Source organism: Amycolatopsis thailandensis, from assembly GCF_002234405.1.
GTDB lineage: Bacteria > Actinomycetota > Actinomycetes > Mycobacteriales > Pseudonocardiaceae > Amycolatopsis > Amycolatopsis thailandensis.
This window is the reverse complement of the sequence record NZ_NMQT01000099.1, coordinates 17,158-42,259: the sequence shown is the minus strand read 5'-3', so window position 1 is coordinate 42,259 and position 25,102 is coordinate 17,158. Positions and strand designations below refer to the sequence as shown.

Sequence of the window (25,102 nt, the reverse complement as noted above, 5' to 3'; positions counted from 1 at the left end):
CTCATGCGCGGCCACCCTCGGCGCTGTTACCGTATCGCCTGGCCAGCTCGGCGATAGCTCTCTTGATTTCAGCTGTTAGGTAACCGCGCACCTGCCGTGTCTCGCCGCTTTCGGTCGTGATCCGATCCCGCGTAGGCCGACATCCCGCCTCGCTCATCTGCTGGGCGAGCGTCATCCGGTCGATCTTCAGCACGTCCAAGAGCTCCGCGGTCGGCACGAAGTCGCGACCCTCCGGACCAAGGTCATCGCCGAAGTAGTCGACGATCGATGCGAACGGTTCAGGCAGCTCGCCAACCGCGTCACTGCCGCCACCTGTACCGATTTCCTTGACCACCACAGCGTGGTCGAGCACTGGCGTCAGGTCCTGGCCTGCCGCGTGCCCGGTCAACGTTCCCGCTGCTTCCCGCAGCGCCCGCCCCTGCTCGCAGATCGTTCGCCAGTCTTCGTTCGGCATGTAGTAGGTCCGGACGGTCATCGCGAGCACATCGGCTCCGGCCGCGGTGTCGCCGTCCGGGCGCAGGATCCCTACGCCTTTGTGCGACGGCAGCAGACGAGACGAATCGAACCCGCGCGTGTTCATCTGCTCGCCGAGCACGATGTTCGAGTCACGCCAGTCCATCACCCGGAGCGCGAACCGCGAGCCGAGCACCGCACGTAGGCCGGACGGAATCGTCTTCGAGTCCGGCCGCTGCGTCGCCAATACGAGCACAATCCCGGCAGCTGGCCCCTTCTTCGCCAACCACGTCAGCAACTCGCCGACGTACTCGCCCGCCGTCAGTCTCTTCCCCTGCACCTCGATAGATGTGCGGTCCTCAAGCGGGACTTGGACCTCATCGATGAAGATCGCCGTAATCGGCATGTTCAGCGCCTTGTCACGAGACATCTCCGGCGTGACCTTCGACTCCGGGCACGTCAGGTCATCGAGATCCCGCATCCGCCGAAACCTCGACTGAACCTCTGCGACCAGCTCAGCGAGCCAGCCGATGAGGGCCAGGACATGCTCGGATTCGTCGCCCGCCATGAACCGATGCGCGACCTTGCCGGCCGAGTCCCAGTCCTTGCCCGCCTTGAAGTCCGCGACGTACAGCCGCACCCACGCGTCCAGGATGAGTCCAGAAGCAGCGAGCCTGGCAGCGAATGTCTTGCCCTGCCGCGGAATCGCGCCCACGAGCAACGACGTCCACACCAGAGGGAGATCGATCCGCCGATCCCGCGCGTCTCTACCGAAAGGAACCGGACGCCACGCATCCCACTGGACCGCCCCGAGCAGCGGCGTCCGCAACGGTGGTGACGCGTACGGGTCTTCATCGGCGACCCACATCGCTACCCGCCCTGCATGACCACCGTTGCCTCGGACGCGTTCCACGATGAGCTGCACCTCATCGACCGCCAAGGCGGACGCGAGCGCGTCCCGGTTCTTCACGACATCCGCGGCCTTGCGGGTGGCGGGAAGGTCGACCGTGACGGCCCAGCCATCGCCAACCCGCGTTGCCCGCTCGACCAGCCTCAGCGACTCGTCCTTGCCGATGAGCTTCGCATCCCGAAACGCGTCCACCAGAACCTGCGGGTCCATCGTCCATGTCAGTGTGCGCGGACCTGCGAGCGCAGGTTTCCGTCCCGGACTCCCGTCTTTGCGTCGACCAAGAATCGCCAAGGCGACCGCTGCACCAGCCCCTGCCATCCACAATGGATCGGCGCCGTACAGGAGATCCACCATCGCGACCGCCAGAGCAACGACGGCGAGCACCAAGCCCGTGACTTTCCAGCGGAACAGCGTCAGCCCGCGAATCTCGGTGAACTTATCGGCCAGTTTCTCGGACTCCTCTGCCGCAGCTCGATAGTCCCGCACTGTCACCCAGCTACGCCACCACCGCGCACCGACCACCACCCCGCGAACAACCGCCCCGAGGAAGCGCACCGGTGACATGACCAGCCAAGCAACCGCGTCCTTCGCGGCTTGAACCGCTTGCGGTTTGCTCTTGAGCCACAACGGCACGCGTTGCGAGTGCAGCCACCACATCACCAGCCGGTTGCGACGTGTGCGGCGACGTGGTTGCGGCAACGTGTCATCGACCAGCTCGCCATCCAGCACGGGATCTGCCTCCACTGGCAGTGCGCTTGGCTCAGTCATCGGCCACCTCCGCGCGCAACGCACGTGCCAGCCGCGGCGACAACCCGCGCGAACATCCGGTCGCCTGCCGGATCCACGCCGGCGTGACGTCGACATCGGGTGACCAGCGTCGCCGAGCGTCGGCCAGGTAGTCGGCGAACAGCTTCCGGCGCCCGGCGTTCATGGACTCGCCCTGAACACCTCGCCGTTCACCGGCAGCCACGATGGCAGCATCGGTCAGCTTGTCGCGCAGATCAGTGATCGCCTCGACCGCGGCGAAGACGACCAGCGGAGGCACCGAGTGCAGGACGATCGCCGCTGGATCCCCCTCCGCATAGGACGTCCACGTGTTCATGACGTAGGTAGCGGCGAGCGTGAACCACTTCGCCCGCCGAACCCATCCACCGGTGCGAACCTGGTACCGGGCAGTCACCTGCTCCGCGCGAAGGATCGCTAGTAGTACGAGGGACACCGTCGGATCCAGGACCCACGCAGCCAGCCACGGCAGCGACCACGGCTGAGTCCCTGTCGAAGCGAAGGTCTGAACGTTCGTCATCGTGAACGCCAGTCCGAGGACAATCCCCGTCCAGCACATCCAGTCGACCTGCCGACGTACCCGCTCGATTCGGAGCGCCACAACGTCCGGATCGGTCTCGTACGCCCGAACCTCTGCGGCTTCGGCCGCGTCCTGGGCCAGCCGTTGCGCCCGCGTCATCGGCGACCACCCCGCTTCGAGGTGTCGACGGTCGTCACGGTCATAGCGCGAGTCAGCGCATGAGAGGCGAACAGCGCGGGCAGTCCGAGTACCGCGAGGCGCAGCCAGGAGCTGCTCGGATGTGAGATGACAACCCACTGAACAGCCACGATTAACCCAGCGTTGAAAAGCACGCGGCCGGCCAAGGAGACCAGACGTGCTCCACTGCGTGTCTTCTCCGCCGCGGCCTTCGCCCGGCGAGCGCCGGCCCGCCAAACCCAGAGCAGCACAACCAGCACGCCGACCCCGGCGAGTATCTGCGTTGGCGTCAAGGTGAGGCCACTCATCGTGCACCTCGCTCGATCCGGTCACCGCGCCGAAGCCAGTGCGGATGAAGTTCCCGACGATCGTCGTCGGTCATCCCGCCCCAGACACCGGCCGTGTCCGTCCCGGCAGTGCGCAGCTCCAGTTCTAGACACTCGTCCCGGACCGGACATCCTCCGCACAGTCGGTCGGCGAGCTGCTGATCGGTCTGCGCCGGCGGCGGTTCACCCTCCGCCGATGGCCACATGCAGACCCCTTCGCCGGTGACGATGGCGGTCAGGACGTCCGAGGGGATCCACCGCAGGCGGTCGAGCCGCCACGCGATCCCGATCAGCCGGAGGTCATCGGCGTGCATGCCGCACCTCCGTCCTGCTTCGTGGTGCCGAGCAGCCGAGCGAGTTCGGTCGACGACACCCGCAGACCGGACCGCGAGCGAATCGCCCTCAGCTGTCCGGTACGGATCGCCCGGCTCGCAGCCGAGCGCGGAACACCCAGAATCCAGGCGGCCTGCTGAATGGTGTGCAAAGTCATTTGCGAGTTCATAAAAAAGACCAATCTGATGATTTCAAGACTATGCTGTTGATTTCAGCGCTTCGAATGGCGCGTTCGCCCGACGCGCCGCCGCTAATGCGCTAGGCGACGCGATAAAAGCGCGATGAGCCGCTAATCTCAGCGCTGAGGCGGAGCGCGGAGGGATACGTGTCGGAAGACTGGGCGGCAGTCGCGAAGGCGATCAGCATGCGCGTCAACGAACTCGGCTGGCGGCAACGCGAGCTTGCTGAGCGGTCGCACGTGTCGCAGGCGATCGTGCGCGAGTTGCAGCACCACACTGTGGAGCGTCGACGGAGCGCCCGCACACTCGAAGCACTGTCGACGACGTTGGGCTGGCACCCGCAGCATCTGTTGGCAGTTCTGCAAAATCGCACTCCGCCCCATCCGGACGAGCCGGCTGACGACGGGCATGATCTCTGGCCTCGACTGGACGCTCTTGAACAGCGGCTGGCTGAGCTCACCGAGCGTCTCGAAGACGTTCAGTCGAACCTCGCGATCGTGGTCGAGCATGTCCGCTCGAAGCGTTGAAGGCGGGCGATTCGGGCTGGTGATCCAGGTGATTTCCATACCTAGAATTCAAGGCCGAATCGGCGCACGATCCCATGCACAACTGGTGCGGAAGCACTGCACAATCACTGCATATCCGCTGCATATCGGCTTTTCGGTGCACCGATGAGCCGAGCCAACGAATGGACCGGTCGATCAGCGTCGGCACTTCAAGCCGCACTGAGATTGAGCAACGAGCGGTTCGCCGAGAAGCTGGGCGTCGCCGCACGCACCGTGGCGTCATGGCGCAAGAAGCCGGACCTGGTCCAGCAGTCCGAGATGCAACAGGTGCTCGACACCGCGTTTGAGCAAGCGTCGGATGCGGAGCGTGCGCGCTTCGCCGAGCTGGTCGGCGAGGCGCCCGCCGCTCAGGCGGTATCGGGCATCACCGAGGACGAGCGGCTTACGACTGATCCACACATCGGCGCAGCCCTCGAATGGCTCGACCGCTCAGCCCGCTGGATCCCCGGCACAGCCCGCCGCGCGGTCGCTTCGCGCCTCGCCGACGTGACCGTCCAAGACCTCCACAACCGCGGAACCCGACGGAGTTGGGTGAGCCAGCGGGAGGTCGTCGACGCTCTCCGCCAGTACTACGGGCATCAAATCGAGAATCACGGTCTGTACTGCGGGCGAATCGGCGCTGACACCGTGAACACCAGCGTCCTGACCTGCGTCGATTGGCTGGATGTGGCCTGCGAGCTGCGGCCAGAGCAAGAGCGGTTCACGGCGACGAGTACCCGGCCGGACGCGAGCCTCGAGCTCGATGAACGCGCGGCGAGTCTCGCCGTTCAGCGCCTGGCGGAGACGCTGGCCATGAGCACCCGTCTCGTGAACAGTCCGATCTACCGCCTGCTCGGCACGGACATCCGCAAACACCAGCTCGGCGGCTCGTTCGGCGTCACTCACTTCGCGCACTACGCGCTGACGATGGACCTGCTCGAAGGCGAACTCATGGACGCCCTCGCGGCCGGCTCATCGTCCATGCCACTTCGCGACCGACACCTACCTGATCTTCGATCAGTGCTCGACGTCGCCAACCGGCTTTGCGCGGGAGGCGTACTCGCACTCACCGCCATCGCGCGCCCGGCTGACCCGTACCGGGGCGACGCGGACTATCTCCTGCTCGTACAGGAGCGTTCAGGTCACGTCCTAAACGCTGCGCGACGACTCGCGGTGATCCCGAAGGGCTTCCATCAGCCGCTGACCGACGTCCGCCGAGATGCCCAGGTGGGCGCAACACTCCGACGAGAGCTGGAAGAGGAGTTGTTCGGGCGGCCGGATATCGACAACACACTCGACGAGATGCTGACTGCGGACCCCATGCACCCAGCGCGCCGCTCTGAACCGATGCGCTGGCTTGCGGAGGAACCTGATCGCTTGCGATTGGAGTCCACAGGCTTCGGCCTGAACCTGGTCAGCGGAAACTACGAATTTGCAAGCCTGATAGTCATCGACGACGAAGAATTCTGGCAACGTTACGGCGGCATGGTCGAAGCGAACTGGGAATCAGCGACACTTCGGCAGTATTCGACAACCGATACAGAGCTCGTCACCGAGCTCCTGAGTGATGTAGCATGGAGCAACGAAGGACTCTTTGCGATGATGCAGGGCCTGCGACGGCTGGCGGAAATCGGAGGAGAGCGCGTGAAGTTGCCGCCGATAGAATGGGAAATAAGCACGTGAACGACGGCTGGACCGCCGGAAACGCCAATGAAGACGCAGCAGACACCCGCAGCTGGCTAGTCGGGCACTTCATCGACCCCTCCCATGGCGTCCGCTCATCGAAAGACGTGGAAGTCAAGTGGGCCAACCATCCTGCAGGCGACAAGCGCCCGGAGTGGACCTCCGATGACCAGCGGACGACGCTCGTAATTCTCATCTCCGGCCACTTTCGCGTCGATGTCACTGGCGGCGGCAAAACTATGACACGTCAAGGCGACTACATCATGTGGGGGCCAGGTATCGACCATTCCTGGGAAGCCATATCGGATTCTGTCGTATTGGCCGTGCGGTGGCCTTCAGCGACATAGTTCAATACTCGGAACCGCCAGCCGCTCACCGCTAATTTCTGCGAGTCGGCGCAGCCCTTGGAGCAGCGCGAACAAACCTTCGTTGCTCCACGATTCATCGGCAATCAGTCCGCCGATAAGATCGCCATCAAGCGTCGAATACGAGCGCAACTCAGTCGACTCCCAATTAGCCTCAACCTCGCCGCCGAAGCGGGACCAGAACTCGTCGTCGTCGATGACGACCAAGCTGGCGAGCTCGTAGTTCCCGCTGACAAGGTTGAGGCCGAACCCGGTGCACTCCATCCGCAGTCGTCCCGGTTGTTCGGTCAGCCACCTCATCGGCGCGGACAACCTGTGAGGGTGCATCGGATCAGCTGCTCGCTGACTGCCCGCGGTGTTGTCGACGTCGACCCGTCCGAACAGCTCGTTCTCCAGCGCACGCCGCAGGGTCGCTCCTATCCGAGCATCCGCGCGTTGATCCGTCGATGGCCGGTGGAACGCCTTCGGGATCACGGCCAAGCTTCCGGTCGCGTTCAGCACGTTCCTAGACCGCTCCTGGATGAGCAGCAGGTAGTCGCGACCACCGCGATACGGGTCCGCGGGCCGAGCGATCGCGGTCAAGGCAAGCACGCCGCCCGCGCACAACCGTCCGGCCAGGTCGAGCACCGTCGCGAGGTCCGGCAAGTACTTGTCCCGCAGGGGCACGTGGCCAGGACGCAAGGCCTTCTCCGCCGCCAGGGTCTCGAACATTTCGCGCTCAAGCAGGTCCAACGTCAAGGCGTACTCGATGAAGGGCACGACGTCCAAGCTGCCCGATAGAGCGCCACCGCCCACATCGAGCTCCGTCAGACGGTAGATCGGCACGTCAGCCAGCCGAACGCCGCCTTCAGCCGCTTCCGCGAGCCTTCCAACGGCCGCTTTCTCATTGATGCCGCAAGAGTCGCCCCCGATGCCAGGCCGCAGAAGCAGCTGGTCGTTCTCCGGCGTCAGCTGGCAGCTCAGGTCCAGCCAGTCTGACCGACTCAGAACGCTGGTCCGGACGCTTTGCTTTCCGTAACGCGCCTGGTAGAGCGCGTAGCCGACAGGCAGTTCGCCGTAGTAGCTCGCCAACGCGTCGGCGGCATGACTCCGATCGACTCGCGGCCCGCGCCGCCCGCCTGACGACACACGTGCCCCGACCCGTTCACGCGTAGTGCCAGCGCTCCAACCCACACGACGATCCAGCCAGCTGAACGCAGGTTCAAGCTCATGCGGCAGATCAGCCGCCGGCGAGCCCTCGAGCAGCACGCGCAACTCCTCCTGGGAGCGTCCCAACACTCTCGCTAACTTCGGCCGCTGGAACGGCAGGGGTGCGAAGTCGCCCGCCTCCCAGCGGATGACCGTCCGGCGATCGACGTCCATGATCTCAGCGAGCTTCTCCTGGCTCAGCCCCACAGTCTTACGAGCTGAAACCAGCCCGTCGCGTCGTCGGACGCCGATCATCGATCACCTCGCACTGCTTGACTTGCGGTTCAGCATATCAGCTATATACGCAGGTGAAGACCAAGAATGTCACCGCCCTGTCACCAAACTCTGACACTACCGCCCTGGCCTCCCAGCGTTGATCCATCTTTGATGATTTCAACACACAGGATGACCTCAGGAGCGGACGAGATGAGCGGCACGAGCAGGTCACAGCGGTCCCGTCCTTACGTCTGCTGGTACCGCTGCGTAGACGACAGGCTCGATCACGCCGTCACCGATGAAGCGTTCGCCCAAGGGCTTGAGGGCTTTTACCTGGCGGTCTGCGGTCATGTCGTCCTCATCGGCTCGTGCCTCGCGCCGCCTGGACCTCCATGCGTCGCGTGCGTCGCGGTGCTCCGGATCCTCAACCGCCCCATCAACCCCACGGCTGAGTCCGGACGACACCGGAAGGCTCACCGCTGGTGCCGCCTCTTCGGCCGCCATCAGACTCCGGCCGTCCCGCAGTCGCGCCCACGTCAACGCGCGCGTGCTACCCCCGAGCGGGACGGCCGGACCATTACGTCGGTGGATGCGGGGCGGCACCGCGCCCACCGTTCACTACGTGCGGCAGGGCGCCTGACAACGGACCAGCTGATCATCGCACCACCGCCCTGCGCTGCGGTTGAGTCCCAGCATGCCGCACGTCGCCTCCCGCAGAACGGCGGTACACCGCACAGTCCGGCCACGCACCGCGGCGAACACTTAGGCGCCGACCCACTTGAGCTGCAGAAAAGGCCAGCCGGGTCGCCCCTAGCCCTCCACCTCCGGCGACCCGACTCTCATGAGGCGACGAGTGGTGAGCAGTGATGCGGCCAACACTCCCTACGGCTCCGTCCTCCCACCGCGACCTCGATCCGCTTCTCCTCTTGCCGGTCCGCCTGTTCGTGATGTGCCTTCTCGCGGACCTGCACTGGCACGAGGCCGCGGTTCTGGCAAACACACTGCGAGTCAAGCCGCACTCCGTCTCGCTCCATGCTGAGCTCCTCGTCGCAGCCGGCTACGTGTCTATCCGGGTCACTGGTCGCCGTACCAAGATGCGTCTTACCCCGCTCGGGCTCGACCGACTGACCGGACACGTAACGGCCCTCCAGAAGGTCGCCAGCACAGCCGCGCTACTCGTCACCACACGACACGGCGCTCCTCGTTCGCCGACGTGACGGCTGACCGTTATCTCTCGCTACCGCCCTTCCTGCGGCCGATTCACGGCAGATGTGACGACGCGAAGCAAACCGACGCATACGTCACACGCGCTGTTTCCGCAGGTAGCCCGCTATCTCGTGCCGTCACAGCGCCCGTGACGGCCAAAGCAATCGTGGGACGGCCTGCCTCCCGCAACGACCTTAAGCAGGAGCCGGTGAAAGCGAAGAGGACACAGCAGCGGTCGACCGCAAAACAGAGGGAGCTCGGCGTCGAGCTACGGCGGATCCGCGTGCGCGCTGGCTACCTCGCGACGGACATGAGTCGCATGCTCGGGTGGCCTGCCTCCACCATCTCGCGCCTGGAAAGTGGTCTCCGCAACTACCAAGCCGGCGACGTCGCCATCTACCTCGCCCGCGCGAAGGCAACCCTTCACGAACTCGACGACCTTGTGGCCCTGGACCGCCTCCCCGACAACGGCTACCAGGTCAGAAGCCACCCTGCAGGCTTCCCCGACGATCTTCCGCTCATCAAGGTGCTCGACAGCGGCAGCCAGGCCATCGCGACCTACAACCCTGTCGAAATCCCGCGGCGACTCCAGATCGAGCCGTACATCCGAGAAGCCCTCTCTAGGAACGGTCACGCGGACGGCGCCACTCTCGACACGGCAGTGCACACGCGACTCACCAGCCAGGCAGCATCTCTCCAGGCACCTGCGTCCTTCACCTTCTACCTGCGCGAAACCGCGCTGTTCGCACACCGTGAAGAACCCGTCGTCAAACACGAGCAGATCCTGCACCTGCTGATCACGTCTTCGCTACCTCATCACCACATCCACCTCGTACCCGACCACCTCGCCCTGGCCAGCCTCCAGACAGGTTTCACCGTGTATCGACACGAACAGCACCTTCCACTCGTTCATCACCAACAGCCCACAACCAGCTTGTTCCTGGAGAACGACGATGACGTCGCCTTCTACGAAGGTCAGCTTGAGCGCATCGCCCGCGCGGCCCTAACTCGCCAACAAACCCGCGACTGGCTCATCAGACAGCTGACCGAGCTCGAGCTAGAGCTTGAACAACAGCCACTTATCTCAAAGGCAACCACCTCCAAGAACACGGCAAGGGTGTCAACCGCTAACTTAACTACCCCGCCGCCCGGTCCGCAGACGTAGAAGCAGCGCGCATGGGCGGCTTACCTGCCGGGTCAGCTCGGTGCGCTCCCGGCGCGAGATGAGCACCTCGAGGTTCACCCGTCTTACCTCGGGCGCAAGTTCATGTAGTAGAGCAGGGGCACCAATGTGCCTGACCCAAGCAACTTCTGCTGCCGTACAAGATGATTCACCTGCGCCAACGGCACCCACTCAACCCGGCCGACTTCTTCCGTGTCAGTAGGCTCGCCGATATACTCGGCTTCACGCCAAAGGTACACATCCACCGGCGCCGTGACTTGGCCTGGCAAAGGCTCGAAGCTCACCAGATGATCCGGTTCACCGATCGGACGCCAGCCAGATTCCTCAGCAGTTTCCCGTACGGCCGTCTCGACAGTGTCTTCTCCAGCTTCGACCATGCCACCCAATAGTTCATACCCCCATTGCTTCGTCGCGAACCGGTAGCGCCACAACATCAGCACCTCCTCCTCGTCGTTTACGATCAACGCGATAGCTATGCGTGCGAGGTGCACCACGTGATAGTCCCAGCGTTCACCATTTGGCGCCTCGATGTCCGCCAGCCCAACCTTTACCCACCGATTGTCATAAACCAGCCGCTCGCTGAACGTCTTCCACAACCCACGATCATCAGTCATGCCGCAAGTCTAGGACGCGATCTCACTTAACCTGGACAGCCGGCAAGACTTTTCGGAAGAACTCGCAGAAGTACGCATACTGTGTAACACAAGAGCCACCTGCGGCGACTACACGTAGCACCGTCGCCGAACACCGACTTCTCCACACGAGAAGTCGCAGATCCGGATTGGAAATTGCACATGAACGCCGAAAGGGAGCCATTCTTCAACATCGCTGAGACCGCCGGCTTTTACTCACAACTCGCAGGAGTGTTAGCAGGCTTTGCATTTGCCGGAATTATGGTGCTCCTCACTGCCAGAATGACCCCTTCCTCACGGTCAACCCAAGAGGTGCAGCCATTCGCTGGCGCAACTCGACTCCTAATAGTATCACTAGTAGGACTTATACTTTCGAGCCTTAACTATGCGATTCTCGCTGGCGATCTACCCGGATCGCATCGATCCGCATCTCTAGAACTCGTGTCCGGCGTGGGCTTTGGAGCCGCCGGGCTGTCTTTGATTTACGCAATAGTCTTAACTATTGACGGAGTCAATAGTGCCGCACACGACATCCACCAAGACTTGAAATCCGTTGGAGAATTCCTTCGCGCAGCTCTGGCAACGGTTCTAACCCCACTTATTTTTGCACTTATATATCTAGGCGTTCAAGATTTCACCTATACGGCCGCAGGGCCGGGTGTATACGCCATTGATATTGTTTCATGGATCTTGCTTGCAGTGCAGTTTATAACAGGAATCGTTAGCTACAGACAACATAGCCACTCTCGGCAACGAAAACGGCTAGGCCATCACGAGCGTGAGCGCCGCATTAAAATTGCGGCGACAGTTTCGTTCGGCGTAATGATCTCCACCACAATCTCTTTTGCAACACTGGCGGCAGCGCTCTACGATAACGCCGCTAATGGGCCTTGGCTAGTGCCGTATGTCGCGATAGCCATCTCATTTCTCGGCGCGATCAGCTTCGCGCGCCATCTAGCGCGAACTCGACCATAGGCAGCGACGCCTACAGCTTGCAACTCATTCTATGCAAAGGTGGCCGGAGACGCCGCCACTGCCGACTACGAGAGTAGATTTGATCCGAAGTCATCCCTGTGTGACCACTATTTTAGTCAGACTAAATCGCACGATAAGCACAATCGAGCGTTTGCCGCTACTCGACTTGCTGTCGAGCTAGGAGCTATTGACACTCTATATCGCCTGGGCATATTCATAACCGAGCTGAAAACATCCGGTCTTCAAACTACTTGCCGAACTGCTGGATTATCCGCTCAAGAAGGCGAGGCCGGAGAGACTTATCAATGCGCTCCGCAAGGTGAATAAGGCGCTGTTCGGTCACTGCGGCGCGCCAATATTTACGATTTTCAGATCGGACGAAAATTCGAAGCTTCCGTGTCAGATCGACGCATGCTCGACGAAGTTGCGGATCGTCCGGAGGCACTTTACTCAAAGCCTCCCAAGAACTCCGTACCCCCTTTTTGTCATTTTCAGAAACAATTGAATCAAGCCAGCTTGACTCGCCGGCGGCCAGAAGTGCGTTGGCATCATTTTTCCCAAAGTTGACGTCTTGAACAGTTACGAGGATCTCGATACCTGAGCTGTCGAGGGCCCGGTCGATCTTGCCGACCATGCCTGTTTTTCGAAGCTCTGATATCTGCTCGACGATCGCACTGCAAGCATCCTCTATCATTCCATAGCATGTCGCGAATTCCACCCTTTTTGCCAGTCTATCTCCAGGTTGCCGGAGATATTGGCGCGAATAGACCCATTCGGTGATGAATTTTCTTATCAAACGCGACTTAAGTAGCCTGCTGGTTCTCCAGCGGGGTAGAATAGGAGAGGATCCCCGAGGAAGCAGAAGCCGTCCTCGCCATTCAAGATCAGGTCGGCGCGCGACGCGTTTTATTTCATGTCGCCGAGGGAACTTCTGCAGTTTACGAGTACAATAGATCCGTATTTCGCGCAGCGCGTTGGACGACATCAGTAACGGGTAAGTGCAACCATGGAGCGCGAGCCTGCATGTCAGACTGGCAGTCTTATTGAGTTCGGCTCGCCCTCTGACATCACTATTCGCAATCGTATACATGACGGCAATCAATGCCCCAGCCGCTAGCACAACCGATAGCTGGATATTACCCAGTTTAATGCCGTTCATTAATTCGAAAGGCTCCCGCAGGAGTCCTAGATACCACAAAGTTATAAGCAATGAAATGAGACTGCTTACCCTGGGTTGGACCAGTTTCCACGCGAGCATAAATGGCAAGATGAGCAGTAATGCCGCCAGCATCAGTGGGGCGATGGTGCTGAATCTTATCGCATTAGATAGCCGGGTAAAAATTTGTGGCCCCGGCTTCGCGTGGGCGGTCAGATTTCGTCGCCGAGGCAGGGCTAGGAGCCGCGGCTTTCGTGATCGCAATAATCGAGTCCTGAACATGGTTGCCTCAAATTTCACGAAGAACCACGCTAAGGGCTCAGTGAAATCAGGGGGAAGTTTCGGCGCCAGGAAGTTCAGTGTCGCGCAAACTACAACATGAAAAGCTCTTACAAGTCCTCGGAAAGCATCAAAAGCAACTTCAATGACAATTCTTACAAGAATTACATACAAAACAAAGCGAAGCGGCACTGAAGCAGACTTCAACCCAACAGGTTCAAGCAGCTGCAGCCGGTAATGCAACTCGTCGATCAAGAACCGAAAGTCATTCAGTGAAAACAACACACTTGGAAGCTGGTCGACCAATATTCCTCCCACGATTCCAGTCGCCGACACGCTGCAGATAGTTCACGGCCCTCCCTCAAGACCACGAGCAGTACTTCCGGTCTCACAATATAAAATCAGCCCCTCCCGTCGTATCAATCTCTTCCTCGGCGCCATGCACATGACCCGTCCCGACATGCTTCCCACCATGAGAGCGCACGATGCCGTAGCGCGGCACGACTAGGGATCGCCAGATCTACCGTCTACGTTGCAATGGGGCCTGCTGACCACTCAGTCGGTGTAGCGACGCCAGCGACCGAGCTCGTCTAACTGCAAGGAAAGAGGTGTTCGACGACACCAGTCCACCACGAGAGATAGTGCCCGCACGAGTATGTCTGGCGTGTCGACAGCGGAGAGCGAAACACCAGGTGACGAGCCGGTACGCGCACCAACGACGTCCGGAACAGCTGTTGACATGATTGTCGTGCCCTGGTAAAGCACAGTTCGTGCGAGTGACCTGGAAAGTGCGGTGTTTGAGTATGACCTAACCGGCGCAAAGTCAATGTGGAAGAAGTCGCACGCCAGCATCGTCGAGGTCTGCGTGCACAGGAACTGCCGCCAGGTCGTGTCGGTGAGCCGGACCGCCGCCGGAGGTACGCATGCCCGCTTCAGAATCCGCCAGATCGTCGAGGCACCAACCCGGTGCCCCGAGCTTGAGCAGCTCACCCTGAATCCTCTTATAGCCCCAGCTGTGGCTCTCCGTGGCTATCCGTTCGATCAGCCTGGCAATCGAGTCGTCGACCGGTGGCCGGCCCGCCCGGCGTGGGCAGTGTCCACTTCGCGGGTACCAAGTGCCGATGCCAACTCAGGATCGTGCCCGGATTGACCAACCGGTGCGGCCACGGCAGCACGGCCTGCTCACCGAGGACCTTCTCCGCGCAGGTCAAGACGTCGATCTTGAGGTTCGGTCGTTCCGGTACCGCCTCGACGATCAGTTGCGCCGAAACCGGCAGCGCGCTGAGGTCGTCGACGATCGTCACTCGCGCGAGCACCTTGTCCGGGTGTCGGTGAGCTTGCCGCGCTCGGCGGCGCTGACCGCGGGGCTGTTTCAGGAACCGAGGCAACCTGTTGAGCAGAACCAGTCGCTAGTGGCCAAGGCCTGAAGTGTAACCGGCGTCCAATGATTCGGACTCATGGTCTCTCCTTCCTTCCAGCTGCAGGCGAGGTCTTCCAGGAAGTCACGGACAGCTCCGGCGCCTCCCACAGCGTGCTGACGCCGCGCTGATCCTTGCAGGCCGCCGACGAAGGTAGAGGCTTGTGCCCCATACAAAGCGCCGAGTCCCAAAATGTCGAAGTGGTGGCGAACGCGCGCTGCCAATAAACCGTCCCAAATGGGCGGTGTATTGACGAAGAAGGTCAGAAAGGTGGGGACTTGCTCAGCGACCACGGCGCCGAGCCATTGGACATCGCCGAGGTCGTCGAAGTATGGGTGAAGCGTCTCTTCTTCAGCACAGCCTGGAGCGGTGTCGCCCTTAGTCTTGTTGCAGTCGCTGCAAGCGGGGATCAAGTTCGCCGGAGCGACAGCGAGCAGAGAGAAACTGCTCTTGGGAAGGTGGTGGTCGAGCGTGGTTACCTCGCGATGGTCACACAGCGGGCACCGCGGTGGCGCCGTCTTCAACTCGTCGTAGATAGGTCTGGCCGGAGCGGCGACCCTGGCGAGACGCTGGGTGTAGTTTTTCAGCAGTTCGACATGGTCTTCCCGGGCGTCTGGCACGAAAGCTGCTGGGTCGAGTGTGTGCACACTGGTGGCACGAACCGCCATGCCGAAGACCGCATCCGCTTCGACTACCGCGTCCTCGAAGTCTGCCAGGCGTTGCCGGAGGCTGTCGTCGCGAATTCTGCTGATACACAGAGAGTAGGTATCGCGGGCGGTGTGCGCTGGTACCGGGAGTGGTCGCATCAGGGCAGGTGTTCCTGGCGGTCCCGGACGGAGATCAGCACCCTTACCAGGCTCTTGGCTTCGCTGCCGAGTTCTCCTCCAAAGCGTTCAACGACCTCGTTGTAGGCAAGGCCCTCGTTTACGGCCTGCTCTAGGTCCCGGTGGAAGCCCGATCGTGTGACTTCTAGCCCGAATGCCTCGTGGGTGAGGATTCCGACGTTCTCGCCGAAGGTCTCGATAGCGGGGCGCATAGCCCGCATGACTTGTCCGGACCGGCGCAGGACCCACACGCATTTGCGGGGCGTTTCTTGCAGGACCACGGGAGAGTGGGTCGCGATAACGGCAACGCCGTTGCGATCGGCGAGTAAGTCAGAGACGGCCCGGATGAAAGCAGCCAGCAGTGGTGGATGGAGGTGGGTTTCGGGCTCATCGATCAGGACCAGGGTGGTTTCGGTGACGAGGTCCGCGAGGTTGGTGACGGCGAGCAGTACGATCTTGTGCCCCGAGCTGAGCTTGTCGAATGCCGCTTCGGAATCAGCAGTGAAGTGCTCAGGAGCCATCCGCCTGGCTGCGGTTATGTCCGCATCTCGGAACAACGGGTCTGCCTCGGCCAGTGTGTCCAATGCGGTCTGCCAACGATCCCACCGGGCCCCGGTAAGTCCTAGCATCAATTGGGCGAAGCGCTGAGCGGGCGTCACGTCGTTGCTGTGGATGCTTCCGCGGGCAAGGGTGACATGGGCATGGTGTGTTCCGTTGGTCTCCTGTACAGGGGTGAGGAGATCGAACGCGCTGGAAGCAATAGAGACCATGTTGGTGAAGACCGGCCCCGTACCGGTCAGATTGGCGACCTGGCCGACTTCCTCCACGCTTGCGGAACCGTCCGCGACCGCTCTCGCCAGGTTGCTGAGCAGACGGGTTTTACCGACACCGTTGCTACCGATCAAGGCGTGCACGTTCGTCGGCGGTGACGCTCCCGGCTTCACCGTGAACGACAGGGTCAGGGGATCCACTTGCCCGATTCCCGTTTCCGGAGCCGTGTAGGAGAAATCGAACGGTGTCAGACGGGCACCGCCTCGGGCGATCCGGTGGAACTGATGGACAACCGTCTCCCGGGAGACCGAACGGAGCAGTGACACTTGGGTCACGTCTTCAGTGCTGGCTCTGACAAAAAGGGCCTGGTCATAGGCAATGTCGCGCAGAGAGCCCAGAACATCGAGTCGGACGTCGTCGCCCAGGCTGCGGAGCATCTCGTAGTACGTGTCGTCCTGTCCAAGAGAGAAGAACTCTTCATCGACCGACGCGAATTGATCGGTCAGCGTCGTACGCTCATACTCACGCATTCCGAACCGGCCGATCTTGACCTGCCCGGCCTTGTGAATTTCTGTTCCGTCGCTATAGAAAAGGATGAACGTCGTCTTGAAGTGGTAGTCGTCCCAATCGTCTTTGACCAGGTAACCTTGTCGCGGGCCAAGCCTCGGCGGCTGCGCCCGGACCGGCAGGACGGTGAACTGCAAGCTTCCTCCTTGAAGGACATCCTGCCGTGTCGACTATCAGGACAGTGTCCACTTCCACTCAAGATACTGCACCGCGCACCGGCATGACCAGAGCTTCCGGCGGGGTCTGAATACGCTCATCCAACCAGACGCCTTGCTGGTCACATGAGAATGCCCTCTGGACAACAGGTCGGATCAGAATTCCACGCGCGGACGTTCGACGATATCCCGACTTAGCAGAGCCCGAACGTCTGCTTCAGGAAGTCCGGAACGGTTGATGAAATCCTCGAAAGAGATTCCGGTTGTATCCATCAGTTCCAGCGCGCGCCGCAGCAGTACCGGAGCCTCTGGGTTCCCGAGAGAGCCTGGTTCCACCTTCCTCCACCCACGGGCGGACATCGCTTTCCATCCCTGCGCGTATTCATGCTCACTCAACACACCAAGGGCTTTCGCTCTAACAAGCAGGGCCGCGAGGGAGACGTGCCATTTTGCTTTCAAACGGAGAAATGCAGGCCAGTCTACCCGATCAGGGAGTTCAGGTCGGATATCATCGGCTGGCATGAGGAATGCGGCAGCGAACTCGTGCGCTTCGCTTTCTGTAGCCTTGTCTCCCATTTTCCCAGATACGCCATGCAATACTAGATGGCCGAGTTCGTGGGCCGCATCGAAGCGGGACCGGTCACGTAGCCCTTTGTCGGCCCCGAGAGCAACGACGGGCCGATCTGGAAAGTTGACGCAGAACGCGTCAACTTTTTCAATACTGACGCGAAACCGAACGACAACGACTCCATTCATTTCAAGCAGTCGTACAACGTCGCTAATCGGACCTCGTGGCACGTTCCAATGGTCTCGAACCCGAGCTGCCGCTTGCTCAATGTCGGCGGACCGAAGAGGCCGCCCGTCGCCGATCGGGACGCGCGGCAGATTGAGATCTGGCAACGCGACGTGCTTCTCAAGTTCGAGCGCAAGTTCCCGAGCGAGGTGCACATACGCGAGAGCTTGCTGGCGGTCTCGAGGCGAAGTCGATCGAAGGCTGCGAAAGAACCCGCCGACCTCTTCTTGAGCGGGAGGGCGCGCTGGCGCGGCGAAGAAGGTCAGCGGCACCCGCAACGCGACCGCAAGGCGGCGCAGAGTCGTCGTGGCAGGCTTGGTGTGCCCATTCTCGAACTGACTGACTGAGGCCGCGGTAACGGAGCCAGCTTCTCGCGCTAGCTGCACCTGGGTGAGGCCGCGGAGTTCCCGCGCCATCCGCAGTCTTGCCCGATCAAACAGGGCCGCGATATCGCCTGTGGCCAGTTGCGGCTCGTTCACGTCGCTCGTCTCCGCGCCAGTCGATGCCCGCCGATCCGCGGACAATTCTCGATCTTGCTACTCCGCTCGCATCTTAGGCACACCTTGGTTACCGGGCAGTCAGATCCTCTCGACCACCAGGACACGCCCGGGTGAAGTGTGCCGCAAAACACCTCCAGCCCACCGTGTACTGTGCCGTTCTCAAGGAAGATCGTGCACAAAACTGAGGTACCCGCCGCGCGTGGGGGACGGAGCTGAGGGATGAAGGTTCAGGAGTGCGTGCTGGCGGAGGGGGTGGTCTCCGCCGACTCGGCGGAGGGCACGCTGTGGGACGCCATCGTGGTGCCGGAGGCGATCAAGGAGCGGTTGCGCAACCAGACTTTGCTATCGCTGCTTGTCCGACCTAACCTGCCGTTCGCGGTGACGGCGTTGCACGGATTGTGCACACTCTACGGGCCGCCCGGCACCGGCAAGACCACCTTGGCGCGCGGTCTGCCGGCGCAGGTCGCGCAGTTCGTTCCCGGTCGCGAGGTGCGGCGGATTGAGATCAATCCCCACGGGCTGATGAGCGCCGAGCACGGCCAGTCTCAGCAGCGGGTCAGTGAACTGCTCGGCGAATACGTGCCGGAGCTAGCATCGGATGGCGTGCCGACGGTGGTGATCCTCGACGAGGTCGAGTCGATGGCGGTAGCTCGCTCGGCAGCGTCGCTAGCCGCTAACCCGGCCGATGTCCACCGCGCCACCGACGCGGTGCTCACGGCGCTGGATCTTAATGCCGCTGAGCACCCCCACCTGTTCTTCGTCGCAACCAGCAACTTCACCGCCGCCCTGGACGAGGCGTTCTTGTCCCGCTCCGACGCCGCCATCCTCGTCCCGCTCCCGGAACCGGAAGCTCTTCGGGAGATCTTGGCCTCCACGCTGCTTACGCTCGCCGACAAGTACCCCGCCCTCGGCGACCTGGCGCGCTCGTCGGCGATGACCCGCATCGCCGAGGCCGCGGACGGACTGGACGGCCGCCGCACGCGCAAGGTGGTCTTCGAGGCCTTGGCCCAGCGGCTGGACACGGTGCTTGACCCCGGCAACCTCACCGAGGATGACCTTGCCGCCGCGGTGGGCTACGCCGTCGCGGAGACAGGCAAGCCGGAGGTGTCCCGTGCGGCGCACTAGGGAAGTGGCGGCCTCACCCGTGCGCAGCGCCAGCGCGACCTGGCGGGTGATCGCGGACCTCGTGGCGGACACCGTGGCGCGATCCACCTCGCTATCCCGTGACGAGGCGGTGCAAGCAATGTCGGTAGCCGAGGCGGTTGGTCGAATGCTGGTCGCGGGAGGCCACCTGCAAAAGCACCCGATCACCCTGGTGGCCGGCCAGGTGCACTGCGAGATCACCACGGTGTCCGGCACAGCGGCGCTGACGCTAGAGGAGAACCTCAACCCCATCCCGGGCGCGGCGGGCGCCGACGACTTCACGGTCTACCTCCCGTCGCCCGCCCCGCTGCAGGAACAGGTAACGGCCGCTGCGGGCGGGCACGACCGGCTGTCGGATGCCGCTCCGCCCGCTACGGAGACGAAGACCGCCAGCTCGGCTCCGCTGATCGACCGTGAGGCCCTCCGCCGGGCGGCGCTTCAGCGATGACCTCGACCTATACCTACAGCTACACCCGTACCCACACCGCCACGCACCTCACCGACGTCATCCTCGGCGCCATCACCGACATCCTCGCCGACCTCGGGATCAACATGGACCGGCTGCACCGCGACTGGACCCAGAACGAGAACGCGATCAAGGCGTGGATTGAGGAGGGCTCCCTCGACACGGTCGTCCTCGAGTGCCACCAACCCTCCGGCGCCGTGGTGCCGGTGATCGAGTTCCCGGTGTCCTACACCAGCTCCGGGACGGGAGACGCCGAGTTCACCGCCTCCCGTGCCCGTCTCGCCCGCTTCCGCGCCAAGCTCGACCGGGTACCCACCGGCACCACCTACAAGCTGTTCTGCACCTTCAACGGGCCCCGCACTCCGCAACCGGGATGGGGGCCCGGCACGCGGGCAAGCACAGACGGCCTGCGCGGCATCACCTTCGGCACCCTCGGCTCCGCCCCGCACGCCTCGACCGGCATGCGGTACTACCACAACTGAGACCACGAGCAGGAAACCCGCCATGGGATACATCGACGACGCCTTCACCAAGCTCAAGCACAACCTGGAGATCACCCAGACCGAGCAGAACCTGGCCAAAGCACGACACGAGGCCATCCGCGACTTCGTCAAGTCGCACTGGGACCTCGACGACGACTTCCTGACGGGCAGCTACCGGCGCGACACCAAGACGAAAAAGCTCAAGGACATCGACATCTTCGTCGTCCTCGACGCGGACGGCGGCCAGTCCAGTTTCCGTGACCAGTCTCCGATCCAGGTCATCAACGCCCTGGAGACCCTGCTCCGCCAGAAGTGGTCGAGCGCCGCCCGCGACGGCATGGCCATCGTCGTCCCCTACGGCGCCGACGACGAGGTCATGTCGATCGACGTGGTCCCCGCCTTCAAACGGGAGGACGGCGGTTACTACATCCCCAATCCCTCGGCCGGGGACTGGCTCGAGACCAACCCCAAGCGCCACCACGAGCTGAGCATCGCCAAGAACGCCGACTGCGGTGGCAAGTACGTTCCCTTCGTCAAGATGATCAAGGGAATCAACCGCGAGCTCGGCGAACCCGTCTCGCCCTCCTTTCTGCTGGAGGTCATGGCCCAGTCCCTGGTGAAGCCGCCGATCGGGCGCTACCAGGACGAGATCATCTACTTCCTGGCCACCGCCGCCGAACGCATCGGCGACGAGTGGCCCGATCCAGCTGGTCTCGGCGGCGACGTCAATGCCGTCATGAACATGACACAGAAACTCGCCGCGGCCAACGCGCTCAACCGGGCCCGCGCTATCGCCGAGCGCGCGGTCGACCTGGAGGACGACGGCCAAGACCGGGCAGCCTACGACGAGTGGAAGACGCTCTTCGGGAACCGGATGACCAAGCCATGAACCTCTCCACCAACCCCGCCGGTGTCCGCGGGATACCGCCCCGAGCTATCCACGAACGGCAGCTCGACGACGACATGATCCTCCTGCAGCGTGCCGCGGCGGCGAGCCACCGACGGGGCCAGCTCCTCGAAGCCATTCGTGTCGACGCGGCCCTCGTGCTTGCCGTCGCCGGTGTCGTATTCACGCTGGTCGGGCAAGGCCGAACCTTGGTATTGATCGTCGGGTGCGTCTGGTTTGTCGTCTCCACGTTCCTGCTCAAAGGCCTCGCCGGGAACACCGCCCGCCAAGGGGCGCTGCTGCAGGAGATGTTCGACACCGCCCTGTTCCACATGCCCTGGCGCTCTACCGTGGCCGGAGACCCGATCCCCGAACCGGACGTCCGCCGCCTCGCACGCCAACTCCCCCAGGGAAGTAAGAAAGACAAGCGCATCACCGATGGCTGGTACGACCCCACCCACGACGTCCACCACCCCTACGACGTCTTCATTGCCCAGGAACAGAATCTCTCCTGGGACGCCCGCCTTCGCCGCCGCTACAGCTATCTCATCGCCACCGTTGCGTTCCTGTGGACCGCCATCGGCCTGTTCGCCGGCCTCGCGGTCGCGAACGCAACCATCGTTGACACCATCCTCAGCTTTGTCGTCCCCTCCCTCGCCGCCTACCAGATCGCCTACGACATCTGGTCAAGCCAGCGCAAAGTGGCCGGCGAACGCGAACGACTCATCAAGGTCGTCAACGCCGAACTGAGCAACGGCCACCCCGGCCCCGTGCCCGACACCGAATGGCACCGCCTACGAAACGTGGCACGCGACGTACAGGACGGCGTCCTCCGGACTCGCCTCGAGCCGGCCCGAGTACCCGAATGGTTCTACAAACGCTTCCGCGACGACGACGAACACGACTTCGGCGACACCGCAGAAGACCACCGCGTCCGTCTGGCCCAAGCCCCACCCTCGTAGCTCGTTGAAAGACACGGCAGTCAACCCACTAACGAACCGCCGCTGATGTTCCTCGCTATGACGACCGTCCGCCTCGATAGCTTTCTCAACGAGGTCATCGCCGAGCCTCGATAAGCCTGACCTCTTTTCAAGCGGTGGGACGGGTCAATCAGCTCAGGGTGGGGATTCGCGAGGACTTCGGGAGCTGCCGGTACGCGTGGACGCGTCGACGCCGACGGACTAGCACTTCTCTCGTCAGGCCGAGCCGCAAAGGTGAGCTCTCGGAGTAGTGCGGGGTTCGCTCTTCCCTGACACGGAAGTACTCGCTCGCCGTTGCCGACACACTTAACTGCTGAACGTCACATCAGCCAGAGGCGTGTGGATAGTGAGCAACTCGCCCCATGAACACAGATAGGGAGACGGCCGGCCACGTTACCGATGATTCGGGTTGCATGACAGTGCCCCCAGGTGCATCTCAGGTCGCGCCCCGGCGGGCCTCGATCCAGAACCGATCGGGGGAATCCGAGTCTCCTCGTTGAACGAGCAGCCCCGCAACAAGCGCTAGGCCTGCGCGTGGGTGTAGCATCGCGGCCGGCGGGCGCGGACCGCCACCGTGGAGGATCACTTGCGACCGGCAGCGAGCGATGCGATTCCCCTAGGGCTGTGCCCACCGCGCAGGCGACCTTGTGATCGGTGTACCTCGCTGTACTTGACGTCCTTGTCCGCCTGGCCGGAGGCAGAGCAGGGAGTCGTTCGTGCCTGGCAAGTTTCTGGATCAGATCACTCGGCTTATCGATGGTCTAACGATGCAACGACGCCGTACGATCAGTGCCTTCGTGCACCGGCTGAGCAGCCAACTGTCCGAGCCAGACCAGCGGGTACTCCTAAGGGCACTAGCCGATCCGTACCCCGCGGTTGGACGGCTTGAGTACGAACCGACGGTGCCGCACGTCGCGCGACACCGTCTCTTACCCGTAGCGGTGCACCGAGCTCAGCAGGAACTGGAGTCAGCGGTATTCCACGCGCTGTTGCAGGGGATGGTCCTGCTCGAGTCTCATCCGGTCGCCCGGGATTATCGGGTGGGCCATCTAGTTGACGACGTGCGGCCGTACCCGGATGAGTTGCGACTGCGACTCCATCCGGTGGTACTCGGTCCGTTACTGACAAATCTGTTGCCGATCGTGGATCCGGACGATCCAGCGGAACTTTACGGCACCGCTGGTGCACGGGTGTACTGGGACGACCTTGAACGTGTCGAGTTGTGGTTGGCGGACTTCAGCCCGCGGCCCCGCGTGGTGATCACGGGGATCTCGGAGACGGCGTGGAAAGCGGCTAAGGCTTATCTCGATGCTGAGCAATCGTCGGCACTGTTGCTGGCCGACGCTTATCCCCACAACTTGGCGCCGGCGGAGGCCGAGGTGCTGGCGCGGCGGCCGCGAGTATTCGGGCCGAATTCATTAGGAAGTGGGCTCCTACGCCGCATCGGCGTATTTCGCGATGCGTGGTGGGTCAAGTCCAGCGTACGTGGCGACGAATCGCTGGTGGTCGAGTGGCCCGACGCCCCATCGCAACTGAACGTGCTGGAACAGCTCTGCCACCGAGCGACCCAGCTCACTCCTGGCAGATTCCGCCTGGACATAGATCCCAGCGGACGCATTGTCGAGCTCCACGACATCGATAGTTCTGTGCCGCTACCCAACGATCCCGGTTGCAAACTGCTGCTCCGGAGAATTTCCACGACGCGCGAAGAATACCTGCGTTCTCGCCACCGATATACACCCGTGCCCGACCACTGGCAGGCATGGCAGAAAGTCTTCCAGGCCGGCAGGCGGGAAGTTCAGCTCGATCTGGCAGTGCTGTGGAATCGCTACACCGGCGAAGAGCTGCACCCCAGCTCGGACAGAGTGGTCAAGATCAGAAAAGCGGTAACCTCAACTCCGCACGGTAAGGCGATACCAGAAGCACATTCCACCGCGCAGAGAATCCTGGAGACGTCGCTGCTGTTGATGATTCGAGGATCCCAGCCTCCTTACAGCGGAGAGCGCTATCGTGGGCACCAGGTGTTTCGCGTGGTCAGCCCTCGACGCGATAAATTGGTTATCAACCTACACGAGAAGGTGGTGCATTGGTTCCTTCGCGCGATGCTCGCGCCCGTCCAGCCTCACCCAGGCGCAGACGGCATACCTGGGCTGCGCATCGTGCCACGGGAACATGCGCTCGAGCTTCGGTTACTCGATCACGATGGTGTATGCACCGATGCGTTAGTTGTGCTGGACGGAGTGGGTGCTAAACGCTGGCGAGAAATCTGGCCCAATATTCGCGACAGCGTGCATTATGACAGCGGCTGCGTCGACCCAGTGCTCATGACGAGCCCTCAGCTTAGCAACGGAGAGCGCGCCGGAATGAAATTCCATCGGCACAGCTGCGGGCCCGTCTCGCTCGGCAGCGCTTTCCTACGTCGGTTCGGCCTTGTCAGCTGTGCGTACGCCGTGGACGTCTGGACTGGTGGCGAAGGCCGAGATCTGCATGTCGAAATTGACCAAGGACCTTCCGTCCCCACACTTCTCGATGCCCTGGCGGATCCGGTCTTCGGTCTCGTCGACGGATCGGTCTCCATCGTGCACCCATCTCAACGGCACCCCCGCGTTCAGGACCAACGCGTCGTCCCGGACCGGTACATCGGACGGGAGAACCCGCCTCGACGACCACCGGCACTCATTTTGCGCCAGTTAGATCCCAGCACCAGACCGTCGGTGATGCCTAGTCCGGTGATCTCATGAGCGCACCACGCCGACCGCATACCCTGGCCGCCATCGCGGACAAAGTACTGGACTGCGATCAGCGGACCAGGCGAGCTAGCCGGCTCATGCTGACTGCCGCAGGATGTGTCACCTTGATACTGGCCGGCGCAGGGCTTCTTCTTACTCTTCTACCACTGCCGATCTATGTGACGGCGGGCGTATTCACGGCAGCTGCCGGAATTTCCGGTGTCTTATCACGCCGCCGCCGCTGACTTCGGTTTAGTCTTGTCTTGTGGGACTGTGACA

Annotated in this window: 24 protein-coding genes; 12 read left to right on the top strand and 12 right to left on the bottom strand. The window is 62.3% G+C overall.

Annotated features, from left to right (window positions below; translation table 11 throughout):
• Position 1: 1 nt before the first annotated feature.
• From CFP71_RS27190 to CFP71_RS27170, 5 genes are read right to left on the bottom strand one after another with little or no spacing between them, the layout of a single operon-like run.
• The gene (locus tag CFP71_RS27190) at positions 2–2,131 is read right to left on the bottom strand and encodes a P-loop NTPase family protein (protein WP_093936787.1); all 2,130 of its coding nucleotides are present in this window, start codon (positions 2,129–2,131) and stop codon (positions 2–4) included.
• The gene (locus CFP71_RS27185) at positions 2,124–2,825 is read right to left on the bottom strand and encodes a hypothetical protein (RefSeq protein ID WP_093936786.1); all 702 of its coding nucleotides are present in this window, start codon (positions 2,823–2,825) and stop codon (positions 2,124–2,126) included. Before CFP71_RS27185 ends, CFP71_RS27190 begins: the two co-directional genes overlap by 8 nt.
• Positions 2,822–3,151: a hypothetical protein gene (locus tag CFP71_RS45060; protein ID WP_093936785.1), complete on the bottom strand. Its 330-nt coding sequence runs from the start codon at positions 3,149–3,151 to the stop codon at positions 2,822–2,824. Before CFP71_RS45060 ends, CFP71_RS27185 begins: the two co-directional genes overlap by 4 nt.
• Positions 3,148–3,483 (bottom strand): WhiB family transcriptional regulator, encoded by a 336-nt coding sequence (locus tag CFP71_RS27175; protein WP_093936784.1) that lies wholly within the window; start codon positions 3,481–3,483, stop codon positions 3,148–3,150. The genes CFP71_RS45060 and CFP71_RS27175 overlap by 4 nt, the downstream gene beginning before the upstream one ends.
• A complete protein-coding gene (locus tag CFP71_RS27170) occupies positions 3,459–3,659 on the bottom strand; it encodes a helix-turn-helix domain-containing protein (protein WP_244199845.1) in 201 nt (66 codons plus the stop codon). The genes CFP71_RS27175 and CFP71_RS27170 overlap by 25 nt, the downstream gene beginning before the upstream one ends.
• Positions 3,660–3,827: 168 nt before the next feature.
• Here CFP71_RS27170 and CFP71_RS27165 point away from each other — a divergent pair, with 168 nt between their 5' ends.
• From CFP71_RS27165 to CFP71_RS27155, 3 genes are all read left to right on the top strand, one after another.
• On the top strand, positions 3,828–4,208 hold the full coding sequence (locus CFP71_RS27165; RefSeq protein WP_093936782.1) for a helix-turn-helix domain-containing protein: 381 nt from the start codon (positions 3,828–3,830) through the stop codon (positions 4,206–4,208).
• A 144-nt stretch (positions 4,209–4,352) separates the two neighbouring features.
• Complete coding sequence (locus tag CFP71_RS27160) at positions 4,353–5,909, top strand: transcriptional regulator (RefSeq protein ID WP_167406292.1); 1,557 nt, start codon at positions 4,353–4,355, stop codon at positions 5,907–5,909.
• Positions 5,906–6,256, top strand: coding sequence for a hypothetical protein (locus tag CFP71_RS27155; protein ID WP_025584627.1), 351 nt, complete (start codon positions 5,906–5,908; stop codon positions 6,254–6,256). The genes CFP71_RS27160 and CFP71_RS27155 overlap by 4 nt, the downstream gene beginning before the upstream one ends.
• Here CFP71_RS27155 and CFP71_RS27150 read toward each other — a convergent pair.
• Complete coding sequence (locus CFP71_RS27150) at positions 6,245–7,717, bottom strand: helix-turn-helix domain-containing protein (protein ID WP_093936781.1); 1,473 nt, start codon at positions 7,715–7,717, stop codon at positions 6,245–6,247. The genes CFP71_RS27155 and CFP71_RS27150 overlap by 12 nt on opposite strands.
• 827 nt (positions 7,718–8,544) lie before the next feature.
• On the opposite strand from CFP71_RS27150, the gene CFP71_RS27145 reads away from it, so the two are divergent.
• Positions 8,545–8,895 carry a transcriptional regulator gene (locus CFP71_RS27145; RefSeq protein ID WP_093936829.1) on the top strand — a complete coding sequence of 117 codons (351 nt, stop codon included), beginning with the start codon at positions 8,545–8,547 and terminating at the stop codon, positions 8,893–8,895.
• A gap of 197 nt (positions 8,896–9,092) precedes the next feature.
• Positions 9,093–10,049 (top strand): helix-turn-helix domain-containing protein, encoded by a 957-nt coding sequence (locus CFP71_RS27140; RefSeq protein ID WP_093936780.1) that lies wholly within the window; start codon positions 9,093–9,095, stop codon positions 10,047–10,049.
• An 83-nt stretch (positions 10,050–10,132) separates the two neighbouring features.
• Here CFP71_RS27140 and CFP71_RS27135 read toward each other — a convergent pair whose 3' ends face one another.
• Positions 10,133–10,681: an NUDIX hydrolase gene (locus tag CFP71_RS27135; RefSeq protein WP_093936779.1), complete on the bottom strand. Its 549-nt coding sequence runs from the start codon at positions 10,679–10,681 to the stop codon at positions 10,133–10,135.
• Positions 10,682–10,861: 180 nt separating this feature from the next.
• Between CFP71_RS27135 and CFP71_RS43735 the strand changes: the two genes are divergently transcribed.
• Complete coding sequence (locus CFP71_RS43735; protein ID WP_143267170.1) at positions 10,862–11,674, top strand: hypothetical protein; 813 nt, start codon at positions 10,862–10,864, stop codon at positions 11,672–11,674.
• A gap of 247 nt (positions 11,675–11,921) precedes the next feature.
• Here the strand turns inward: CFP71_RS43735 and CFP71_RS43730 are convergent, their stop codons facing one another.
• The 5 genes from CFP71_RS43730 to CFP71_RS27115 all read right to left on the bottom strand — a co-directional run bounded on the left by CFP71_RS43730 (position 11,922) and on the right by CFP71_RS27115 (position 18,116).
• Positions 11,922–13,364: a hypothetical protein gene (locus CFP71_RS43730; protein ID WP_143267169.1), complete on the bottom strand. Its 1,443-nt coding sequence runs from the start codon at positions 13,362–13,364 to the stop codon at positions 11,922–11,924.
• Between the two features lie 746 nt (positions 13,365–14,110).
• The gene (locus CFP71_RS45055) at positions 14,111–14,413 is read right to left on the bottom strand and encodes a hypothetical protein (protein WP_143267168.1); all 303 of its coding nucleotides are present in this window, start codon (positions 14,411–14,413) and stop codon (positions 14,111–14,113) included.
• A gap of 68 nt (positions 14,414–14,481) precedes the next feature.
• Positions 14,482–15,333: a hypothetical protein gene (locus CFP71_RS43725; protein ID WP_143267167.1), complete on the bottom strand. Its 852-nt coding sequence runs from the start codon at positions 15,331–15,333 to the stop codon at positions 14,482–14,484.
• The gene (locus CFP71_RS27120; protein WP_093936777.1) at positions 15,333–16,826 is read right to left on the bottom strand and encodes an AAA family ATPase; all 1,494 of its coding nucleotides are present in this window, start codon (positions 16,824–16,826) and stop codon (positions 15,333–15,335) included. The genes CFP71_RS43725 and CFP71_RS27120 overlap by 1 nt, the downstream gene beginning before the upstream one ends.
• A 174-nt stretch (positions 16,827–17,000) precedes the next feature.
• Positions 17,001–18,116, bottom strand: coding sequence for a helix-turn-helix domain-containing protein (locus CFP71_RS27115; RefSeq protein ID WP_093936828.1), 1,116 nt, complete (start codon positions 18,114–18,116; stop codon positions 17,001–17,003).
• 240 nt (positions 18,117–18,356) lie between these two features.
• On the opposite strand from CFP71_RS27115, the gene CFP71_RS27110 reads away from it, so the two are divergent.
• The 6 genes from CFP71_RS27110 (at position 18,357) to CFP71_RS43720 (ending at position 24,835) form a co-directional block, all read left to right on the top strand.
• Positions 18,357–19,262, top strand: coding sequence for an AAA family ATPase (locus CFP71_RS27110; protein ID WP_093936776.1), 906 nt, complete (start codon positions 18,357–18,359; stop codon positions 19,260–19,262).
• 19 nt (positions 19,263–19,281) lie between these two features.
• Positions 19,282–19,728, top strand: a complete 447-nt coding sequence (locus CFP71_RS27105; protein WP_208636047.1) for a hypothetical protein — start codon at positions 19,282–19,284, stop codon at positions 19,726–19,728.
• The gene (locus CFP71_RS27100; RefSeq protein WP_093936774.1) at positions 19,725–20,228 is read left to right on the top strand and encodes a hypothetical protein; all 504 of its coding nucleotides are present in this window, start codon (positions 19,725–19,727) and stop codon (positions 20,226–20,228) included. The genes CFP71_RS27105 and CFP71_RS27100 overlap by 4 nt, the downstream gene beginning before the upstream one ends.
• 22 nt (positions 20,229–20,250) lie before the next feature.
• Positions 20,251–21,117 (top strand): CBASS oligonucleotide cyclase, encoded by an 867-nt coding sequence (locus tag CFP71_RS27095; protein WP_093936773.1) that lies wholly within the window; start codon positions 20,251–20,253, stop codon positions 21,115–21,117.
• Positions 21,114–22,076 (top strand): S-4TM family putative pore-forming effector, encoded by a 963-nt coding sequence (locus CFP71_RS27090; RefSeq protein WP_093936772.1) that lies wholly within the window; start codon positions 21,114–21,116, stop codon positions 22,074–22,076. Before CFP71_RS27095 ends, CFP71_RS27090 begins: the two co-directional genes overlap by 4 nt.
• Before the next feature lie 734 nt (positions 22,077–22,810).
• Complete coding sequence (locus CFP71_RS43720; RefSeq protein ID WP_143267166.1) at positions 22,811–24,835, top strand: hypothetical protein; 2,025 nt, start codon at positions 22,811–22,813, stop codon at positions 24,833–24,835.
• The last annotated feature ends 267 nt before the right edge of the window (positions 24,836–25,102 follow it).